Raw genomic sequence first — 17,643 nt, forward strand, 5'->3', positions numbered from 1 at the left:
TTTATTCTAAATTCTTTTGTGTATTTTGGCATGAAAAAACCCCTCCATCCTTATTCCGGATTTTGGGGTTCACTTCAATCTGGGTCTCTTTTTCTTTCATTACATGTTCTTTGAATAGAATTCAACGATTAATTGGTCTTCAATTTCTATTGGAACATCTTCTCTATTTGGTAGAGAAACTAAAGTTGCCTTAAAGTCTTCGTCCTTAGAAATGTAAGGATAGTTTACAACAATATTAGTGTTGTAATTTTCTTTAAATAGATCAACTTTTCTTCCTTTAGCAGATAATGCAATTACATCGCCAGCTTCACATCTGTAAGATGGAATATTAACTTTCTTTCCATTTACAGTTAAGTGACCGTGAGTAACCATTTGTCTTGCTTGTCTAATTGAAGATGCATAGCCCATTCTGTAACATAAACTGTCAAGTCTTCTTTCAAGGAATGTTACAAGGTTAGGACCAGTTTGACCTGGTGTCCTTTGAGCTTCTTTGAATAGATTAACAAATTGTCTTTCAAGCACACCGTAATATGCTCTTAATCTTTGTTTTTCTAAAAGTTGCTTACCATATTCAGTAAGTTTTTTATCGCTTCTTGCAGTACCTCTTGTAGCTCTTTTCATAGCCTTTGGGTGACCGCATACATTTAGTCCAAGTCTTCTTGATTGCTTGAACTTTGGATCCATCATTTTTGCCATTTTTTATCAAACTCCTATAAATTTTCGCCGCGATAATTTATAAGCCGATAGCATTATACTAGAAATGGAGCTATTTGTAAAGAAAAAAATTAAAATGAGAAAACTTTTATGAAGCGACAAGAATTTTTTGTCAAGAAAGCTATTATTTAATGAAAAATTTTGAGCAAATTGTGTTATACTAAAAATATAAAAGTAATCTCGGCAATTAATAGTTAGGAGGATTTATGAAAAAAATAGAATTTGTGGATACTATTCTTCGTGACGCTCACCAATCACTTATGGCAACAAGAATGACTTATAAAGATATGGAACCTGCACTTGATAAGCTTGACAAAGTTGGATACAGGGCTCTCGAGTGTTGGGGCGGTGCAACTTTTGACTCATGTATTAGATTCTTAGATGAAGATCCATGGGAAAGGATTAGAAATATTAAGTCTCACCTTAAAAACACAAAGACTCAAATGCTTTTGAGAGGTCAAAACCTTTTGGGCTACAAAAATTATCCAGACGATGTGGTAGAAAAGTTTGTCGAATTATCTGTTAAAAACGGAGTTGACATAATTAGAATTTTTGACGCCTTAAATGATTTAAGAAACATTGAAACTTCACTTAGAGCTGCAAAAAAAGCTGGAGCAGAAGCACAAGTTGCAATTTGCTACACAACTTCAGAAGTTCACACAATCGAATACTTTACTGATCTTGCAAAAAAAATACAAGAAATGGGCGCTGATTCAGTTGCAGTAAAGGACATGGCAGGAATTCTTACTCCACCTGTTTCAAGAGATTTAGTTAGGTCTCTTAGAAAGGCTGTAGACATTCCAATAGAACTTCACACTCACGAAACTACTGGCTGTGGTTCAATGACTTACCTCAAGGGAGTTGAAGAAGGTGCAGATATTTTAGACACTGCTCTTTCACCATTTTCTGGCGGAACAAGTCAACCTCCAACTGAAACTCTTGCCATAATTTTAAAGGAAGCTGGCTACAAAGTTGATTTAAATCTTGATATTTTAAATGAACTTGCACCTTACTTCCAAGAAGTTAAAAATAAATATTTAAATGACGGAACTTTGAGAGTAAAAATGCTTACTGTTGACCCTAAGGGACTTATATATCAAGTGCCTGGCGGCATGCTTTCAAACTTAAACTCACAACTTTCTGCAGCAAAGCAAGAGCATCTCTTTGATAAGGTTCTTGCAGAAGTTCCAAATGTTAGAAGAGACATGGGCTTCCCACCACTAGTTACTCCAATGAGTCAAATGGTTGGTACTCAAGCCTCCTTTAATGTAATGACAGGCGCAAGATACAAGATGGTTCCAAATGAAATTAAGGATTACCTAAAGGGACTTTATGGAAAGACTCCTGTTGAAGTTGATGATGCCTTTAGAAAATCAATTATAGGCGATGCTGAAGTGATTACAGATAGACCTGCAAATCACCTTGAGCCAGCCCTTGATAAATACAGAGCTGAAGTAGGAGACCTTGCAAGGACTGAAGAAGATGTGCTAACTTATGCACTATTCCCACAAGTTGCAAAGGACTTCTTAGCTAAAAAATATAACAAATAAATTTTTATACTATTGGAGATTATATGTCTTCAATAGTATTTTTTTGCAAATAAAAAATTTTTGTTGTATATTATTTTTTGTAACAAAAGATAAATGGAAAGGATGATAAAATGGAATACAAAGATTTTCGAGTTGATGATTATATAGAAAAATATGCTGAATTAATTTTAAAAGTTGGACTAAAAATAAAAGAGGGCGACAGGCTTGTCATAAGATGTCCCATAGAAGCAAGGGACTTTGCCCTTACTTCAACAAAAAAAGCCTATGAGCTTGGAGCCTATGAAGTAGTTGTAGATTATAGGGACCAAGAAATTTCAAGACTTAAATACGAAAATGAAAGCCTAGAAATTTTAACCGATGTACCTAAGCACAAGGTGGACAAGGAAAATTATTACATGGAAAAGAAGGCAAAGTATCTTTCTGTAACAGGTTCTGATCCAGATGCCTTTAAGGGCGTGGATTCTGAAAAACTTTTTAAGGCAAATCTTGCAACATCAAAGGCACTAAAGGATTTCTCTGCAAAGATGATGGCAAATTATGTGTCTTGGATAGTTGTGGGAGCAAGCATTCCTTCTTGGGCTACAAAAGTTTTTCCTGACTTAAGTGAGGATGAAGCTGTGAGAAAATTGTGGTACGAAATCTTTTCTTCAGTTAGACTTTTTGAAGATGATCCAGAAAAGGCACTTGAAGACCATGTAAATAACTTAAATAGATATAGCAAATTCTTAAACGAAAATAAATTTGAAAAGCTTCACTACAAGTCCGAAAAGGGAACTGACTTAGAAGTTTACCTTCCAAAGGGCTACATCTTTGCAGGAGCGGGCGATGTAAATAGCGACGGCGAAGAATTTATTGCAAATATGCCGAGCGAAGAAGTTTTTTCTGCCCCAAGACTTGACGGAGTAAATGGAAAAGTTTATTCAACTATGCCCCTAAACTACAATGGAAATTTAATTGAAGACTTCTATTTAGTTTTTAAAGACGGGGAAGTAGTTGACTACGATGCAAAAAGTGGAAAAGAATATTTAAAAAATATTATCGAAACAGATGAAGGCTCAAAGAGACTTGGAGAAGTTGCCCTTGTGTCCCACAACACGCCAATTTCCATAAGGAAAGTTTTATTTTACAACACACTTTATGATGAAAATGCCTCCTGCCACTTTGCCCTTGGCAAGTCCTATCCATCCTGCATAGAAGAGGGAGAAAAACTTACAATAGAAGAATTAAAAGAAAGAGGCATGAACGATTCCCTAACTCATGTTGACTTTATGGTTGGCGATGCAACAACAGAAATAATTGGCATAAAAGAAAATGGGGAAGAAGTTCAAATCTTTAAAGATGGAAATTTTGTAATTTAATAAATTTTTTAAAGTCAGACTTAGGTTTGGCTTTTTATTTTGCAAACGATTGATTAAAGGGATTAAAAATCTTATAATATAATTAAGAATAATATTATGAGATTTTTAAAATAGATGAGGAGGAATTATGTACTCTTGCACAAAAACTTGCACCTTAACTGGACTTAATGGCTACCCAGTAGATGTTGAAGTTGACCTTTCAAATGGAATGCCAAAAATTATACTGGTGGGGCTTGCAGACACAGCAGTTAAAGAATCAACGGAGAGAGTAAAATCGGCTATAAAAAATTCTGGCTTTGACTTTCCAAAAAAGAGAATTACCATAAATTTAGCTCCTGCCAATTTGAGAAAGGATGGCACCCAACTTGACCTTGCCATAGCAGTGAGCCTTTTGAGCTGCGATGAAAGCTTGGAACTTGACTACAGTCCCTATACATATATGGGCGAGCTCGCCCTTGACGGCAAGGTAAATAAAATTCAAGGCGCCCTTCCCATGGTAATATCCATGCGTGAAAAGGGCTACAGAAAATTTATTGTGCCCTATGAAAACAGAAAGGAATGTGCCATAGTTAGCGACGTAGAAATTTATCCCGTAAAAACTTTGGAAGAAGTAATTTCTTTTATAAGGGGCGAAATTCAAATCGAAAGATGTATGGGATCTTTCACCAGGGAAAAGGTTTCTTATGATGTAGACTTCTCTGACATTAAGGGACAGGAAAATTTAAAGAGGGCTCTTGAAATTTCTGCCTGTGCCAAGTCAAATATTTTAATTTTGGGCTCACCTGGTTCTGGAAAGACCATGGCGGCAAAGAGGTTTCCAACAATCCTACCAGAGCTTGACTTTGAAGAAGCCATTGAAGTGACAAAAATTTATTCCATTTCAGGACTCTTAGACGACAATGCCCTTATAACGAAGCCACCCTTTAGAGCACCCCATCATACAGCGTCAGCGGTTTCACTAATTGGCGGAGGGCAAATACCAAAGCCAGGAGAAATTTCTCTTGCCAACAAGGGCGTATTATTTTTAGATGAGCTGCCAGAATTTTCAAAATCAGTCTTAGAAGTTTTGCGTCAACCAATGGAATCTAAGGATATAATAATTTCTCGTGCCAATGCAAGTGTAAGGTATCCTGCAGACTTCCAACTTATAGTTGCCCTTAATCCTTGCCCTTGTGGCTATCACAATTCAAAGACACACGAGTGTAACTGCTCTCCTTATGAAATTCAAAGGTATCTTTCAAGAATTTCTCATCCACTTTTAGATAGGATCGACATTCACTTGGAAGTACCTGAAGTTAATTACAAGGAGATTTCCTCTGAAAGGTCTGGGGAAAGCTCTGAAGTCATAAGGGAAAGGGTAAAAGCCATTAGGGAAGTCCAAAGGGATAGATTTAAGAATGAAATTTTTAAATACAATTCAGAAATTCCTGAGAAAAAGTTAAAAAAATATTGTGCACTTGATGCCAACTCTGAAAAAATATTGGAGCTTGCCTTTAGAAAATATGGCATGAGCGCAAGAACCTACAATAAAATTTTAAAAATCGCAAGGACAATTGCAGACATGGACGGCTGCGAAAATATTAAAGAAGACCATGTCTTGGAAAGCATTCAATATAGGACTATGGACAAAAAGTTTTGGGGTAATTAAATGAAGGAAAGAGACTTACTAATTTTTTTAAATGGAATAAATTTTTCCAGTGAAAACTCCCTTAAAATTTTAAATTATCTTTTGGACAAAAATATTCCTCTTGAGGACTTTCCTCACCTTGATTATTTGGAAGAAAATATCTTGTCAAAGAGAAGTTACGACAGGTTGAAGGAAAAGGCAGGAGATTTTGAACTTATAATTGAAAAAATCAATGAAAAAATCACTTCAGTTGGAGTGAAAATCATTACGATTTTAGATGATGACTATCCAGAATCCCTCAGATATATTGAGGATCCGCCTTCTCTTTTGTATGTAAAAGGCGACTTAAATATTTACAATCCCATTGCCTTTGTTGGTGCCAGGAGTCACTCTTCCTATGGCAATATGGCTGTAAATAAAATAATTGACGCCATAAGTTCCTTTGACTTCACTATTGTCAGTGGCATGGCCTATGGAATTGATTCTCTTTCCCACAAGAGGGCTCTTTTAAATAATTTAAACACAATTGCAGTTTTAGGAACGGGCATTGATGTAATTTATCCAAAGTCAAACAAGGCACTCTATGAAGAAATTTCAAATAAGGGCGCCGTCATAAGTGAGTTTCCTCTTGGGACTGGTGCAAATAAGTTTACTTTTCCCATGAGAAATAGAATAATTTCTGGGCTTTCAAAGGTCGTTGTAGTAGTTGAAGCTAAAGACAAAAGTGGAAGTTTAATCACAGCAAGACTTGCTGCAGAACAGGGCAAGGAAGTTTTTGCAGTGCCAGGCAACATCACTTCCATTTATTCTGTTGGGACTAACAAATTAATTAGGGACGGAGCCATTCCTCTTGTTGAAGTAAAAGATATTTTTGATTATTATCCTGAGCTTTCTAAAAACAAAGTTTCTGAAGAGAAAATCCAAATGAATGGAGAGGAACTTTTGGTCTACAATATGATAGAAAAGGGAATAAATAACACCAATGATATTTGCAATAATTTAAATAATGAGGTATTTTATATAAATAAGATACTGACGAAGTTGGAACTAAAGGGAATTATTGAAAGAATTTCTATGAATGAATTTCAAATTTTAAAATAGATTTTAGGAAGAAGGAGATGGTATTTTGGCAAAAAATCTTGTAATTGTGGAGTCGCCAACTAAGGCTAGGACAATAAAAAAAATGCTTGGCACTAATTACAATGTTATTGCTTCTGTTGGTCATGTTAGGGACCTACCAAAATCAAAACTTGGCATTGATATAGAAAAAGATTTTGAACCTCAGTATATGAATATATACGGAAAGGGACCTCTTATTAATGAGATTAAGGCTGAGGCTAAAAAAGCTGACAAAATTATTCTTGCAACCGACCCCGATAGGGAGGGAGAGGCAATTTCTTGGCACCTTTCATATATTTTAGGCATGGATCCAGAGGATAAAAATAGAGTTACTTTTAATGAAATTACAAAAGATACAGTTAAGAGAGAAATTAAAAATCCAAGGGCTATTGACATGGACCTTGTTGATGCACAACAAGCCAGGCGTGAACTAGACAGGCTTGCAGGCTACAAAATTTCTCCCCTATTATGGAAAAAAGTTAAGTCTGGTCTTTCTGCTGGCCGTGTTCAATCTGCTGTCTTAAAATTAATTTGCGACAGAGAAGAGGAGATAAATAATTTTATCCCTGAAGAGTATTGGACTATCCAAGCTGACTTACGTGCAGGAAGGCGAAAACTTTTAGCCGATTATTATGGCGTAAAGGAAAAACAGGGGATAAAGAAGAACAAACTTGAGTCAGAAGATGACGCAGATAGGGTTCTTAAAAATATAGATAATGAAAAATTCATAGTTGATTCTGTTAAAAATATTAAAAGAAATAAAAAAGGTCCAAGCCCTTTTACAACTTCAACTATGCAACAAGAGGCTTCAAGGAGAATAAATTTTTCAACAAAGAAGACTATGATGGTTGCTCAAAGTCTTTACGAAGGCATAAAGCTTCCAAAGGTAGGCTCTGTAGGTCTTATCACCTATATGAGAACTGACTCTACAAGAATTTCTGCTGAGGCGCAAAATGCCTGCCTAGATTTTATAGAAAAGAGTTATGGCAAAGAATATTTAGGGAAACATAGGTCTGGAAGTAAAAAGAAAAATGAAAATGTGCAAGATGCTCACGAATGTATTAGACCAACAGATGTTAATAAAACGCCTTACTCTATTAAAGAGTCTTTAACAGATGAACAGTTTAGATTGTATTCTTTGATATGGAAGAGGTTTGTTGCCTCTCTTATGGCAAATGCAATTTATGCGACTACAAGAGCAAATATTTTTTCAAGTATTGAAGTTTTTAAAGCATCTGGATCAACTTTAGTATTTGATGGATTTTTAAGAGTTTATGATTATTCAAATGAAAAAAATACTGAACTCCCACCTCTTGAAGAGGGACAAATTTTAAAATTAAAGGAAATAAATAAGGAACAACACTTTACAAATCCACCGCCAAGATACAACGAAGCTTCACTTATAAAAGAGCTTGAAGCCTTGGGCGTTGGCAGACCTTCCACTTATGCACCGACTATTTCAACTCTTCAAAGCAGGTACTATGTAGTTCTTGAAGAGAAAAAATTTGTGCCAACGGAACTGGGTCAAACCGTCAATGAAATTTTAGTGGAAAATTTTGACAACTTGGTGGACAAAAAATTTACTGCCCAAATGGAATTTGAATTAGATGAAATTGCTGCAGGCAAAAAACCATGGAAGGAACTTGTGAGAGCTTTTTATGGAGACCTCAAGAAAGATTTGGACAAGGCCTATGAAAATATAGAAAAGGTTCAAATAGAAGATCCAGTCACTGATGTCATCTGCGACAAGTGTGGCAGGAACATGGTTATAAAAATGGGAAGGTATGGAAAGTTTTTAGCTTGTCCAGGTTTTCCAGAATGTAGAAATACAAAGCCTCTTGTAGAAAAAATTGGCGTAAAATGTCCAAAGTGTGGCAAGGGAGAAATTGTCGTCAAGAGAAGTAAAAAGGGCAGAATTTTTTACGGCTGCGACTCTTATCCTAAGTGCGAATTTGTTTCTTGGAACAAACCAATTAATGAAAAATGCCCAAAGTGCGAAAGCATTTTGACAGAAATGAAGTCTAAGGGCAAAAAAATTATAAAGTGTAGCAATGACAAATGCGATTACAGGAGAGAGGAAAGTGAATAAATTTTCTTTTGAAATGAGAGATATTTTCGGCGAAAATTATTGCCGCAAGAATTTTATAGCTCCTGCCAGAGAAGAAGACGATAATGTGGTCTTCTACTCTTTACATATTGATGAGATTTTAAAATATAATCTTGAAGAGAGATTAGAAAAAAAAGTAATCTTAGAAAAAGCTTCTAAAGAAAAAATTTTAGATGAATTAGATAAAATTTATAAGGATGAGAAAAAAGATTTTCTCTTAGATGACATAGACACAAATTATGGAGACTTAATAATTAGTGAAAAGGGCGAAAGGGAAGACTCACCGGCAGTTAGACTTTTAGACTATATCTTAAGGGAAAGCATTGAGAAAAATGCCAGCGACATCCACATTGAGCCTGGCTTTCAAAATGTTATTGTGAGAATAAGAATTGACGGAGCCTTAAATAAATTAATTGACCTGCCAAAAAATATTTATCCTCAGCTTGTGACTAGAATAAAAATTTTATCTGAACTGGATATTTCTGAAAAGAGACTTCCTCAAGATGGAAGATTTAGCTTTGATTTTAAGGGCGACAAAATTGACATAAGAGTTGCCACTACGCCCACTGGCACTGGCGAAAAAATTGTCCTTAGAATTTTAGACATTCAAAGAATTTCCTACACTCCAGAAGGCATTGGTCTTGTGGGTGAAAATTATGAAAAAGTCATGAGTTTAATTAGCCAACCCTCAGGCTTAATTCTAATTTGCGGACCAACTTCTTCTGGAAAAACTTCAACTCTTTATACACTTTTAAGAAAAATCCAAAGTGACGACATAAATATTATGACCATAGAAGATCCAATTGAATATAAAATTGACGGCATAAATCAAATTGAAGTAAATCCCAACACTGGCCTTTCCTTTGAAAAGGGACTAAAGGCAATTTTGAGAATGGACCCAGATAAGATTATGATTGGTGAAATTAGAAATGAAGACACAGCCCACATCGCCATTTCATCTTCCATAACAGGTCACTTAGTCCTATCAACTCTTCACACAGAATCTTCCCCTGCATCAATTGGAAGACTTGTTGATATGGGAATCGAGCCCTATTTAATTTCTGCTGGTTTAATTGGAGTAATTTCTCAAAGGCTTATAAGAAAATTATGTCCTCATTGTAGGGAAAAAATTAAAAACACAAACCCACTAATAGATAGGGAATTTATTTATAGATCCAAAGGCTGTGACAAGTGCAATGGCGGCTACAGCGGAAGAATTGCAGTCTTTGAAATAATGATTGTTGACAGCGAAATTCGCGACATGATCACGAGAAGAGAGAGCGTAAAAAATATAAAAAATTTTGCCATTGAAAGAGGAATGAAGACACTATCTAGTGAAATTTTAAACTTAATAGAAAAGGGCGAGACCACTTTTGAGGAGTATTATAAAAACATTCATACCGTTGGTGAATTATGATTTACAAGTATAAGGCCTTTAAGGGCAGCGAAAAAGTAAAGGGCAAGCTTGAAGCTACAAGCATTAAAGATGCCAAGGAAAAACTAAAGAGAGAGGGACTAAGGCCAATAAAGATTGAAGAAAATATTGAGTCCTCTAATTCCCTTGACTTTAACAGAAAATTTAAAAACGAAGACTTGTATATTTTGTTTAGAGAACTCAGCCTACTTATAAATTCTGGCATAAATATAGAAAGTGCCTTTGAAATTTTAAGCACGGAATTTCCTAAGGACAAGGGCAAAATATTAAGCCAGGTGAGAGATAATCTTAGGAGCGGAATTTCTCTGTCTGAATCCATGGAAAAGACTCGTGCCTTTCCAAACCTTGTTATAAATATGGTCTTTGTTGGAGAAAACACATCTAGCCTTGGCAAAATTTTTAACTCCTTGTCAAACTATTACATAAAAAAAAGGGAGACAAACTCAAAAATTATTGAAGCCCTAGCTTATCCAATAATTCTCCTCATAACTTCAATTTTTGTAATTAATTTTTTGATTATAAATGTAATTCCAAGTTTTAGTGAAATTTTTGCTTCCAATGACAATTTGCTGCCACTGCCAACAAGAATCCTGATAAATTTTTCTAACTTTATCTATAAAAATTATATTTTCATAATTTTAGCAATACTTCTTGTGATAGCCATTATTTCTATCTACCACAGAAAAAATCCAAGGACTTTTCACAAGATACTCTTGAAATCAAAGTATTACAAGATGACTAAGAGTTTGAAATTTACTTTTAACATGGACCTACTCCTTGGGGCAGGCCTCACAGTTGATAAGAGCCTGGAAATAATTTCAAGTATGGAAGATAATGTGGTTTTAAAAAGTAAATTTTTAGAAGTTTTAAGGGATATTAAGTCAGGAGACTCCTTTTATATAAGCATAAATAAAACAAATGTATTTCCAAAAATTTTAGTTTCCATGATTCACGTTGGCGAAGAATCTTCAAACCTAAAGGAAGTTTTTTCAATAATGTCTTCTTTTTATGACGAGGAATTAAATAACTATAACAAGAGATTTTTGGGAGTCTTGGGTCCGATTTTAATAATAATTATGGCTTTATTAATTGGCTTTATAGTGCTTTCAATTGCACTTCCAGTTTTCGATATGGTAAATCAATTTTAGGAGGTTTTTATGAAATTAAAAAAGAGACAAAGGGGCTTTACCCTAATTGAATTAGTTATTGTAATTGCCATTATTGCAATTTTAATTTCCATTGCAGCTATGAAATACAGCACGACGAACTTAGCAGCTGAGGCAGCAGCCCACAATTCTAATGTTAAAGTTTTAAAGAGTGCAGGAATTTTATATTTAATTGACAATCCTGATGCAAAAAATGAGCTTTCTCTTGAAGCTTTGAAGCCATACCTTGAAGGAGGAAAAATTCCAAAACCTGCAAAACACTTAAGTGGTGCAAGTGATTTTACAGTAACTTCAACTGACGACGGCGATGTGGAAGTTAAGCCAGGAATGATAAAAGTTTCAGGAAAAACTTTAGTTGAAGATAATGGAAAATAAGATTTATAAAAATTTTATAGGCTTTTTGATTTTTATGCTGGGAGGATCTTTGGCGTCCTTTTACCATGTCTTCGTCAGCAGAAGAGAAAAAAATGAAAATTTTTTATGGGGGAGAAGTCAATGCGACTCCTGCCATAGGAATTTAAAATTTTATGAATTAATACCAGTATTTTCTTATATTTTTCTTGGCGGAAAGTGTAAAACTTGTGGAGAAAAAATTGGCTCAGAAAAATTTTTTGCAGAAATTTTAGTTTCTATACTTTCAGTCTTTGCTTTTTTAAAATATGACTTGTCCATCCAAAGTTTTTTAGTAATTGGAATAATTACAGTGGCAACTTTTATAGGAATAATAGATTACAAGACTGGATTTATTTATAACCTTGACCTTTTTATAATTTTAATTTTAACAATTCTTTTTAAATTATTGGCAGGAGAAAGCATTTTTTATTCTCTAAAATTTTCTCTTGGCATGGGGCTGATTTTTTATCTCTTATACAAATTTACAGGTATGATGGGTCTTGGAGATGTGCTCTATGCCTTTGTCATGGGAATTTTTGCAAATAATTTACTAGATGCCTTTTTTATATTTAAAGATGCCTTTGTAATTGCAGCAATATTTTCTATAATTTTAATTTTATTAAAGAAAAAGAATTTTAAAGATTCAATTGCCTTTGGACCCTTTATTAGCATAGCAATTATTATTTTCATATTGTGCAGGTGAACTATGTTTCAAAAAAATATTACAAAATTTATAATTTCTGACGGTTTTATAAAAATTAATAAAAATGACAAAGAAGAGTTCAATATTCCCTTGCCATATAGAATTTTTAGGGATGGGGAGATTTTAGATTATCATCACTTTTACTACAAGTGCAGTAAAATCTTGGAGAAAATAGATTTTCAAAAGAATGATAAGATAATTTTAATATTTGACTCTTCTTCTTTTATTCACATAAATTATAAAATTCCTGAAATAGACGAAAGTGAGATAAGAGATTTTCTTGGTCTAGAGCTTGAAGACTATGGCGATTTTAATTTATCAGGTTATGAAATTTTTTATGACTTCCTAAAAGAAGATAAAATTTTAAAGCTTTCCATCGACCTAGTTCCAAGAAAATTGATTCTAAAATTAAGGGAAGTTTTTGAAAAATTAGAAGTTGAAAATCTTGAAATAAATCCAGAGCCAAAATCCATAAATAAGAAGGGGAAATTTATTGAAATTGCACCAACTTATTTAAAATTTATTTCTGTAAAAAATAATTTAGTAAATACTTACGAAAAAATTTACGACGATAATCTTGAAAAATTAATTTTGGAAAACAATTTAGAAGAAGAAAATGCAAGTAACATAATAAACCTTCGTTACGACCCGGAGGAAGATAAAATCGATGAAGACTTTTTGTTTAGATTTAAAAATTATTTTATAAGTCACATAAGAGAAATGGAAAATTTTTCTAAGGGCGAAGAAGTCTATTTATTTGGAAATATATGCGACTCCAAGGAAATTAAGGATGCCCTATCATCTTATAGCAATTTGAAATATAAAATACTTGAAGAAGACATTCACAACAAGCTGCCAATAAAGAAGGAGAAAAAAGAAAAGAAGACTAGAAAAAAGAAAAGCCCTATTAATTTTATTCTTCCCCTTGCCATGGCCATAGTAATAATTTTTAATGTCCTTTATTATTTTAACCTCAAAAAAGAAAATGAAAGGGCTTTAGCTGATGTCAAAGAAGTAAAAACTGAAGAAGTGGAAGATATTGACCTATCCAGCGACAAATTTCAAGAGAGAAATAAAATTTTTATAGATAAAATTTCTGAAATTCAAAAGCTTGAAGATGAAAATTTAATTATAACAGACTATTATTTTGACAATGGAAAGATGACAGTTAGGGGTCTTGTCAAGGACGAAGACTATTTTAATAAGGTCTTTAAGGACATAAATATTTTGAGCAAAAATTTTTATATGGAAAATGGATTTTATAAATTTGAAATGCAGATAAAATAATTGTAAAATTTTATGGGGTGTTAATTTTGGAAATTGGAAAATTAAAAACTGAATTATTGGAAAAATATATTTTCAACAATTTAAGTTCAAATAGAGAAGAAGTAATAATAAAAAGTGGAACAGGACTTGACAACGCAGTTATGGACTTTGGAGGCGACTTAATTGTAGCTTCAACAGACCCCATAACTGGTGCCTCAAAAAATATTGGGTCTCTTTCCATAAATGTTTCAGTAAATGATGTTAGCTGCCAAGGGGCAGATCCCGTTGGAGTTTTAATGACAGTTCTAATTCCGCCAAGTGCCACTCTTGAGGACTTAAAGGAAATTGTAGAAGATGCAAATAAAACTGCAAAAAAATTAAATGTGGACATAATAGGCGGCCACACAGAGATAACTGATGCTGTAAATAAAATTTTAATCTCAACAACGGTATTAGGAAGAGTTAATAGAAAAGTTATGCCAGACCCTAAGAGTATTAAGACAGGAGATGTAGTCGCTGTTTCAAAATACCTTGGCATTGAAGGCACAAGCATTATTGCTCACGATAAAAATGAAGTCAGTGAAATTTTAAGGGAAGAAGAATTAAAATTTGCTAAATCCCTAGCAGATGATATTTCAGTTTTAAAAGAAGCAAGGCTAGCAACAAAATACGGCGTAAAGCACATGCACGACATAACTGAAGGTGGACTTTACGGAGCTCTTTGGGAAACTGGAGTTGCTCTTGGTCATGGTTTGAGAGCCTATTATGACGAGATACCTCTTCTTGATGAAACAAAAAAAATTGCAGAATTTTATGGTCTTGATCCCATGAGACTCATATCAAGTGGAAGTATGCTCATGATTTTTGATAAGGATAAATTTATTGATTTTAAAGATGAGGCAGATAAAAGGGGAATAAAAATCACAAAAATTGGAGAAGTAATTGACGATAAGATTACAGAAGTAATAGTAGGGGATGAAGTAATAAGTCTATCTGAACCAGGTTCTGATGAGCTTTACAAGGTAGTTTAGTAAATATTACAATTCGGTTACAATATTGACAAATTAATTAATCCTATATAAACTTTAATTAGGTGAATTAAATGAAAAGAATTATTAAATTATCAATTTTATTTATAGCAATCCTGATTACTCCAGTTTTTGCTGCAAATATTTTTAATGTAAGTATATCCAACAAGCCTTATAAAGTTAAGGAAGCAGGAGTTCTAGTAAATAATGAATCACTTAAGACTGAATTTTCTCCTTACATAAAAGAAGGAAGGACTTTTGTGCCAATTCGCGAAATTACAGAAAAGCTTGGCGCCGATGTTAAGTGGAATGGAAAAGATAAAAGTATAAAAATCACCTTAAATGGCGATGTAATTAATATGCAAATAAATAGTCCTAGGGTCACTGTGAACGACAAGGAAATTGAATTAGACGACGCACAAGCACCACAACTTGCCCTATATTCTAGTCCAAGAAAAGAGACTAAGACTATGGTGCCACTTAGATTTATCTCTGAAACTTTTGGTTACAATGTGGACTGGAATAATGACAAGGTTAGAGCAGAAATTAGCACAACTGGTGCAAAATCAATCATGGAAGATGACAAGGAAAATAATAAGACAAGCGAAAATAAAAATTCTAAGAAAAATACTAAAAAGAAAAAGTCTAATAGCGTAAAAAAATCTAAGGTAGATTCAAAATCCATTTTTGATGACAGTTTTTTCCAATCAAATACTGAAAGAAAAGAAACAAAAAATATAAAGAACCAAATCAATAAAGGAAATGAAGACAAAATTTTTGAAGAAGCAGATTTAGACATCAAAGAAAAAGAAAATAGAGTCATAAAAGATAAAATCGAAATTAATGGCAAATTAAATATAGTTATAGATCCAGGCCACGGTGGCAAGGATTCTGGTGCAATTGGCATAGATGGTTACACTTACGAAAAAGATTTAAATTTATTAGTTGCTGAAAGTTTAATGGAAAAGTTAAGTGAAAACTCTGAAATCAATGCAATAATCACAAGAGATAGAGACGAATATATCAAATTATTAGATAGAGCCTCTGTTTCAAATGACAGCAATGCAGATTTGTTCCTATCAATTCACTTTAACAGCTCTGACAATTCTAGCGCACAGGGAATAGAAGTCCTCTATGCATCTGAAAAGAATGTTAAAATCAAAGACACAGTTCAAAAGCACTTTGCCTCTTGCCTACAAAAGGCATTAATAAGAGAAACTGGAGCAGTGGATCGTGGAATTAAAAATACACCAGCTATAATTGTTTTAAACAAAACTAAAAATGTTTCCGCCCTTGTTGAACTTGGATTTGTGTCCAATGAAAGTGATTTGGAAACTATAAAGGACCCTGATTACATTGATAAATTAGCTAGGGGTATCTATAATGGTATAGAAGACTATATGAACAGCTATGTTATTAAATGAGAAAGGGAATTATGAGAGAAGATAGACAAAATGACGAAATAAGACCAATTATAATAAAACCAAATTATTTGGAACATCCAGATGGTTCCGTATTAATAGAATGTGGAGAGACAAAAGTTATTTGCACAGCAATGATTGAAAATAAGGTCCCTACATTTTTGAGGGGCAAGAACAAGGGCTGGCTTTCTAGTGAATACTCAATGCTACCTGGTTCCACTCCGACGAGAAAAGTAAGGGACATCTCCAAGGGAAAACTTGACGGAAGAAGCAGCGAAATTTCAAGACTAATAGGCAGGTCTCTCAGGTCTTGTATAGATTTAGATAAAATTGGCGAGAGAACAATTTGGATTGACTGCGATGTAATATCTGCCGATGGTGGAACAAGAACAGCTTCAATTACTGGTTCTTATATTGCCTTAAAAATTGCTGTAAAAAAAGCCTTGGAGAGTGGAAAATTTGAAGAAGACCCAATGAAAGCTAAGGTTGCAGCAGTTAGTGTTGGAAAAGTCGACGGTGTTAATTTAGTAGATTTAGATTTTAAAGAAGATTCCAATGCCGATGTAGACTTAAATGTTGTAATGAATGACAAATTTGACCTAATAGAAATTCAAGGCACAGGAGAGGGTGATTCCTTTTCCATTGATGAGTTAAATGAATTTTTAAGGGGCGCAAAAAGAGGAATAGAAGATATTTTCAAATATTTTGAAATTGTGGAGCAGTATATATGAGAGAGATAGTTTTATCCACTGATAATATTAATAAATTGAGAGAAATAAGAGAAATCTTAGAAGATCTTGACATAAAAATTTATGGAAAATCTGACATAGAAGGGTTGGACTTTGAAGTAATTGAAGATGGCGACACATTATATGATAATGCCCTAAAAAAAGTCTCTGCCATGGCAGAAAGAGTTGACTTTGCAGTCCTAGCAGATGACACAGGCCTATTTGTTAAGGCACTTAATGGCGAGCCAGGAGTTCACTCTGCAAGGTATGCCTCAGAGCATGACGATAAAAAAAACAGAGAAAAACTATTAAATAATCTCAAAGACAAAGAGGACAGAAGTGCCTACTTTAAGACAGAGATAATTTTAATTGACGAAGATAAAAATATTATTCCCATTGAAGGAGTTTGCACTGGAAAAATTTCTCTTGAAGAAAGAGGCGACAATGGATTTGGCTATGACAGCATTTTTATTCCTGATGGCTTTGACAAAACTTTTGCTGAGATGAGCCACGAAGAAAAAAACCAAATTAGCCATAGGTCAAGGGCTTTAAAAAATCTTAGAGATAAAATTTCTAATTTGTAAAAAATTATTGACAATAAATATATAATTTGTTAATATATATTTATTGTATGTGGTGGGTATGGCCTAGCTGGTTAAGGCGTCAGATTGTGGTCCTGAAGATCGTGGGTTCGATTCCCACTATCCACCCCACAATATTAGAAGTGTCCTAGACACTTCTTTTTTTGCTAGAGTGGCGGAATTGGCAGACGCACCAGACTCAAAATCTGGCGGTCGCAAGATCGTGTGGGTTCAAGTCCCACCTTTAGCACCAACATTATCCACACTATTGAACATTTTTTGTTTGTACAGAGTTTGGTAGGTGCATTTAAAACGAAAAAAGTGTAACACTTAATCTATTTCATTTGGGATTGAGTGTTACACTTTTTTTATGGCTCTATGTCAAATATTGGGGAGACTCGTTAACTCGAGTCTCTCTTTTCATTTAAAAATCAATACTTAGACGCT

General features: G+C 33.9%; 15 protein-coding genes and 2 tRNA genes. 16 read left to right on the plus strand and 1 reads right to left on the minus strand.

Annotated features, from left to right (window positions below; translation table 11 throughout):
- Positions 1-99: 99 nt before the first annotated feature.
- Entirely contained in the window at positions 100-696 is a 597-nt protein-coding gene (gene rpsD, locus WMO19_RS08645) for a 30S ribosomal protein S4 (protein WP_019124738.1), read from the minus strand.
- A 224-nt stretch (positions 697-920) separates the two neighbouring features.
- Between rpsD and WMO19_RS08650 the strand changes: the two genes are divergently transcribed.
- From WMO19_RS08650 to WMO19_RS08725, 16 genes are all read left to right on the plus strand, one after another.
- Positions 921-2,264: an oxaloacetate decarboxylase subunit alpha gene (locus WMO19_RS08650; protein ID WP_349171413.1), complete on the plus strand. Its 1,344-nt coding sequence runs from the start codon at positions 921-923 to the stop codon at positions 2,262-2,264.
- 110 nt (positions 2,265-2,374) lie between these two features.
- Complete coding sequence (locus WMO19_RS08655; RefSeq protein ID WP_349171414.1) at positions 2,375-3,622, plus strand: aminopeptidase; 1,248 nt, start codon at positions 2,375-2,377, stop codon at positions 3,620-3,622.
- Between the two features lie 127 nt (positions 3,623-3,749).
- Positions 3,750-5,270 carry a YifB family Mg chelatase-like AAA ATPase gene (locus tag WMO19_RS08660; protein ID WP_349171416.1) on the plus strand — a complete coding sequence of 507 codons (1,521 nt, stop codon included), beginning with the start codon at positions 3,750-3,752 and terminating at the stop codon, positions 5,268-5,270.
- Positions 5,271-6,350 carry a DNA-processing protein DprA gene (gene dprA, locus WMO19_RS08665; protein ID WP_349171418.1) on the plus strand — a complete coding sequence of 360 codons (1,080 nt, stop codon included), beginning with the start codon at positions 5,271-5,273 and terminating at the stop codon, positions 6,348-6,350. It abuts the gene before it with no gap.
- A gap of 25 nt (positions 6,351-6,375) precedes the next feature.
- On the plus strand, positions 6,376-8,457 hold the full coding sequence (gene topA, locus WMO19_RS08670; RefSeq protein WP_349171420.1) for a type I DNA topoisomerase: 2,082 nt from the start codon (positions 6,376-6,378) through the stop codon (positions 8,455-8,457).
- Positions 8,450-9,892, plus strand: coding sequence for a GspE/PulE family protein (locus tag WMO19_RS08675; RefSeq protein ID WP_349171422.1), 1,443 nt, complete (start codon positions 8,450-8,452; stop codon positions 9,890-9,892). Before topA ends, WMO19_RS08675 begins: the two co-directional genes overlap by 8 nt.
- Positions 9,889-11,058, plus strand: coding sequence for a type II secretion system F family protein (locus tag WMO19_RS08680; RefSeq protein WP_349171424.1), 1,170 nt, complete (start codon positions 9,889-9,891; stop codon positions 11,056-11,058). Before WMO19_RS08675 ends, WMO19_RS08680 begins: the two co-directional genes overlap by 4 nt.
- Positions 11,059-11,067: 9 nt before the next feature.
- Positions 11,068-11,451, plus strand: coding sequence for a prepilin-type N-terminal cleavage/methylation domain-containing protein (locus tag WMO19_RS08685; protein WP_349171426.1), 384 nt, complete (start codon positions 11,068-11,070; stop codon positions 11,449-11,451).
- A 49-nt stretch (positions 11,452-11,500) separates the two neighbouring features.
- On the plus strand, positions 11,501-12,172 hold the full coding sequence (locus WMO19_RS08690; RefSeq protein WP_349171427.1) for a prepilin peptidase: 672 nt from the start codon (positions 11,501-11,503) through the stop codon (positions 12,170-12,172).
- A gap of 3 nt (positions 12,173-12,175) precedes the next feature.
- Complete coding sequence (locus WMO19_RS08695) at positions 12,176-13,459, plus strand: hypothetical protein (protein WP_349171429.1); 1,284 nt, start codon at positions 12,176-12,178, stop codon at positions 13,457-13,459.
- 17 nt (positions 13,460-13,476) lie between these two features.
- Positions 13,477-14,469, plus strand: a complete 993-nt coding sequence (locus tag WMO19_RS08700) for an AIR synthase family protein (protein WP_349171431.1) — start codon at positions 13,477-13,479, stop codon at positions 14,467-14,469.
- Between the two features lie 71 nt (positions 14,470-14,540).
- Entirely contained in the window at positions 14,541-15,890 is a 1,350-nt protein-coding gene (locus tag WMO19_RS08705; RefSeq protein WP_349171433.1) for an N-acetylmuramoyl-L-alanine amidase, read from the plus strand.
- Entirely contained in the window at positions 15,887-16,618 is a 732-nt protein-coding gene (rph, locus tag WMO19_RS08710) for a ribonuclease PH (protein WP_435891058.1), read from the plus strand. The genes WMO19_RS08705 and rph overlap by 4 nt, the downstream gene beginning before the upstream one ends.
- A complete protein-coding gene (rdgB, locus tag WMO19_RS08715) occupies positions 16,615-17,199 on the plus strand; it encodes an RdgB/HAM1 family non-canonical purine NTP pyrophosphatase (RefSeq protein ID WP_349171434.1) in 585 nt (194 codons plus the stop codon). Before rph ends, rdgB begins: the two co-directional genes overlap by 4 nt.
- 52 nt (positions 17,200-17,251) lie before the next feature.
- Positions 17,252-17,328 (plus strand) — tRNA-His (locus WMO19_RS08720).
- Between the two features lie 34 nt (positions 17,329-17,362).
- Positions 17,363-17,449 (plus strand) — tRNA-Leu (locus WMO19_RS08725).
- Positions 17,450-17,643: the final 194 nt, after the last annotated feature.

The organism is Peptoniphilus hominis (ex Hitch et al. 2025) (assembly GCF_040096015.1).
In the GTDB taxonomy this organism is placed as follows: domain Bacteria; phylum Bacillota; class Clostridia; order Tissierellales; family Peptoniphilaceae; genus Peptoniphilus_A; species Peptoniphilus_A hominis.

What these genes read in the sequence shown, in the direction of transcription:
- rpsD (WP_019124738.1), bottom strand. Translation starts at nt 696, where the DNA reads ATGGCAAAAATGATGGATCCAAAGTTCAAGCAATCAAGAAGACTTGGA.
- WMO19_RS08650 (WP_349171413.1), top strand. Translation starts at nt 921, where the DNA reads ATGAAAAAAATAGAATTTGTGGATACTATTCTTCGTGACGCTCACCAA.
- WMO19_RS08655 (WP_349171414.1), top strand. Translation starts at nt 2,375, where the DNA reads ATGGAATACAAAGATTTTCGAGTTGATGATTATATAGAAAAATATGCT.
- WMO19_RS08660 (WP_349171416.1), top strand. Translation starts at nt 3,750, where the DNA reads ATGTACTCTTGCACAAAAACTTGCACCTTAACTGGACTTAATGGCTAC.
- dprA (WP_349171418.1), top strand. Translation starts at nt 5,271, where the DNA reads ATGAAGGAAAGAGACTTACTAATTTTTTTAAATGGAATAAATTTTTCC.
- WMO19_RS08680 (WP_349171424.1), top strand. Translation starts at nt 9,889, where the DNA reads ATGATTTACAAGTATAAGGCCTTTAAGGGCAGCGAAAAAGTAAAGGGC.
- WMO19_RS08685 (WP_349171426.1), top strand. Translation starts at nt 11,068, where the DNA reads ATGAAATTAAAAAAGAGACAAAGGGGCTTTACCCTAATTGAATTAGTT.
- WMO19_RS08695 (WP_349171429.1), top strand. Translation starts at nt 12,176, where the DNA reads ATGTTTCAAAAAAATATTACAAAATTTATAATTTCTGACGGTTTTATA.
- WMO19_RS08705 (WP_349171433.1), top strand. Translation starts at nt 14,541, where the DNA reads ATGAAAAGAATTATTAAATTATCAATTTTATTTATAGCAATCCTGATT.
- rph (WP_435891058.1), top strand. Translation starts at nt 15,887, where the DNA reads ATGAGAAAGGGAATTATGAGAGAAGATAGACAAAATGACGAAATAAGA.
- rdgB (WP_349171434.1), top strand. Translation starts at nt 16,615, where the DNA reads ATGAGAGAGATAGTTTTATCCACTGATAATATTAATAAATTGAGAGAA.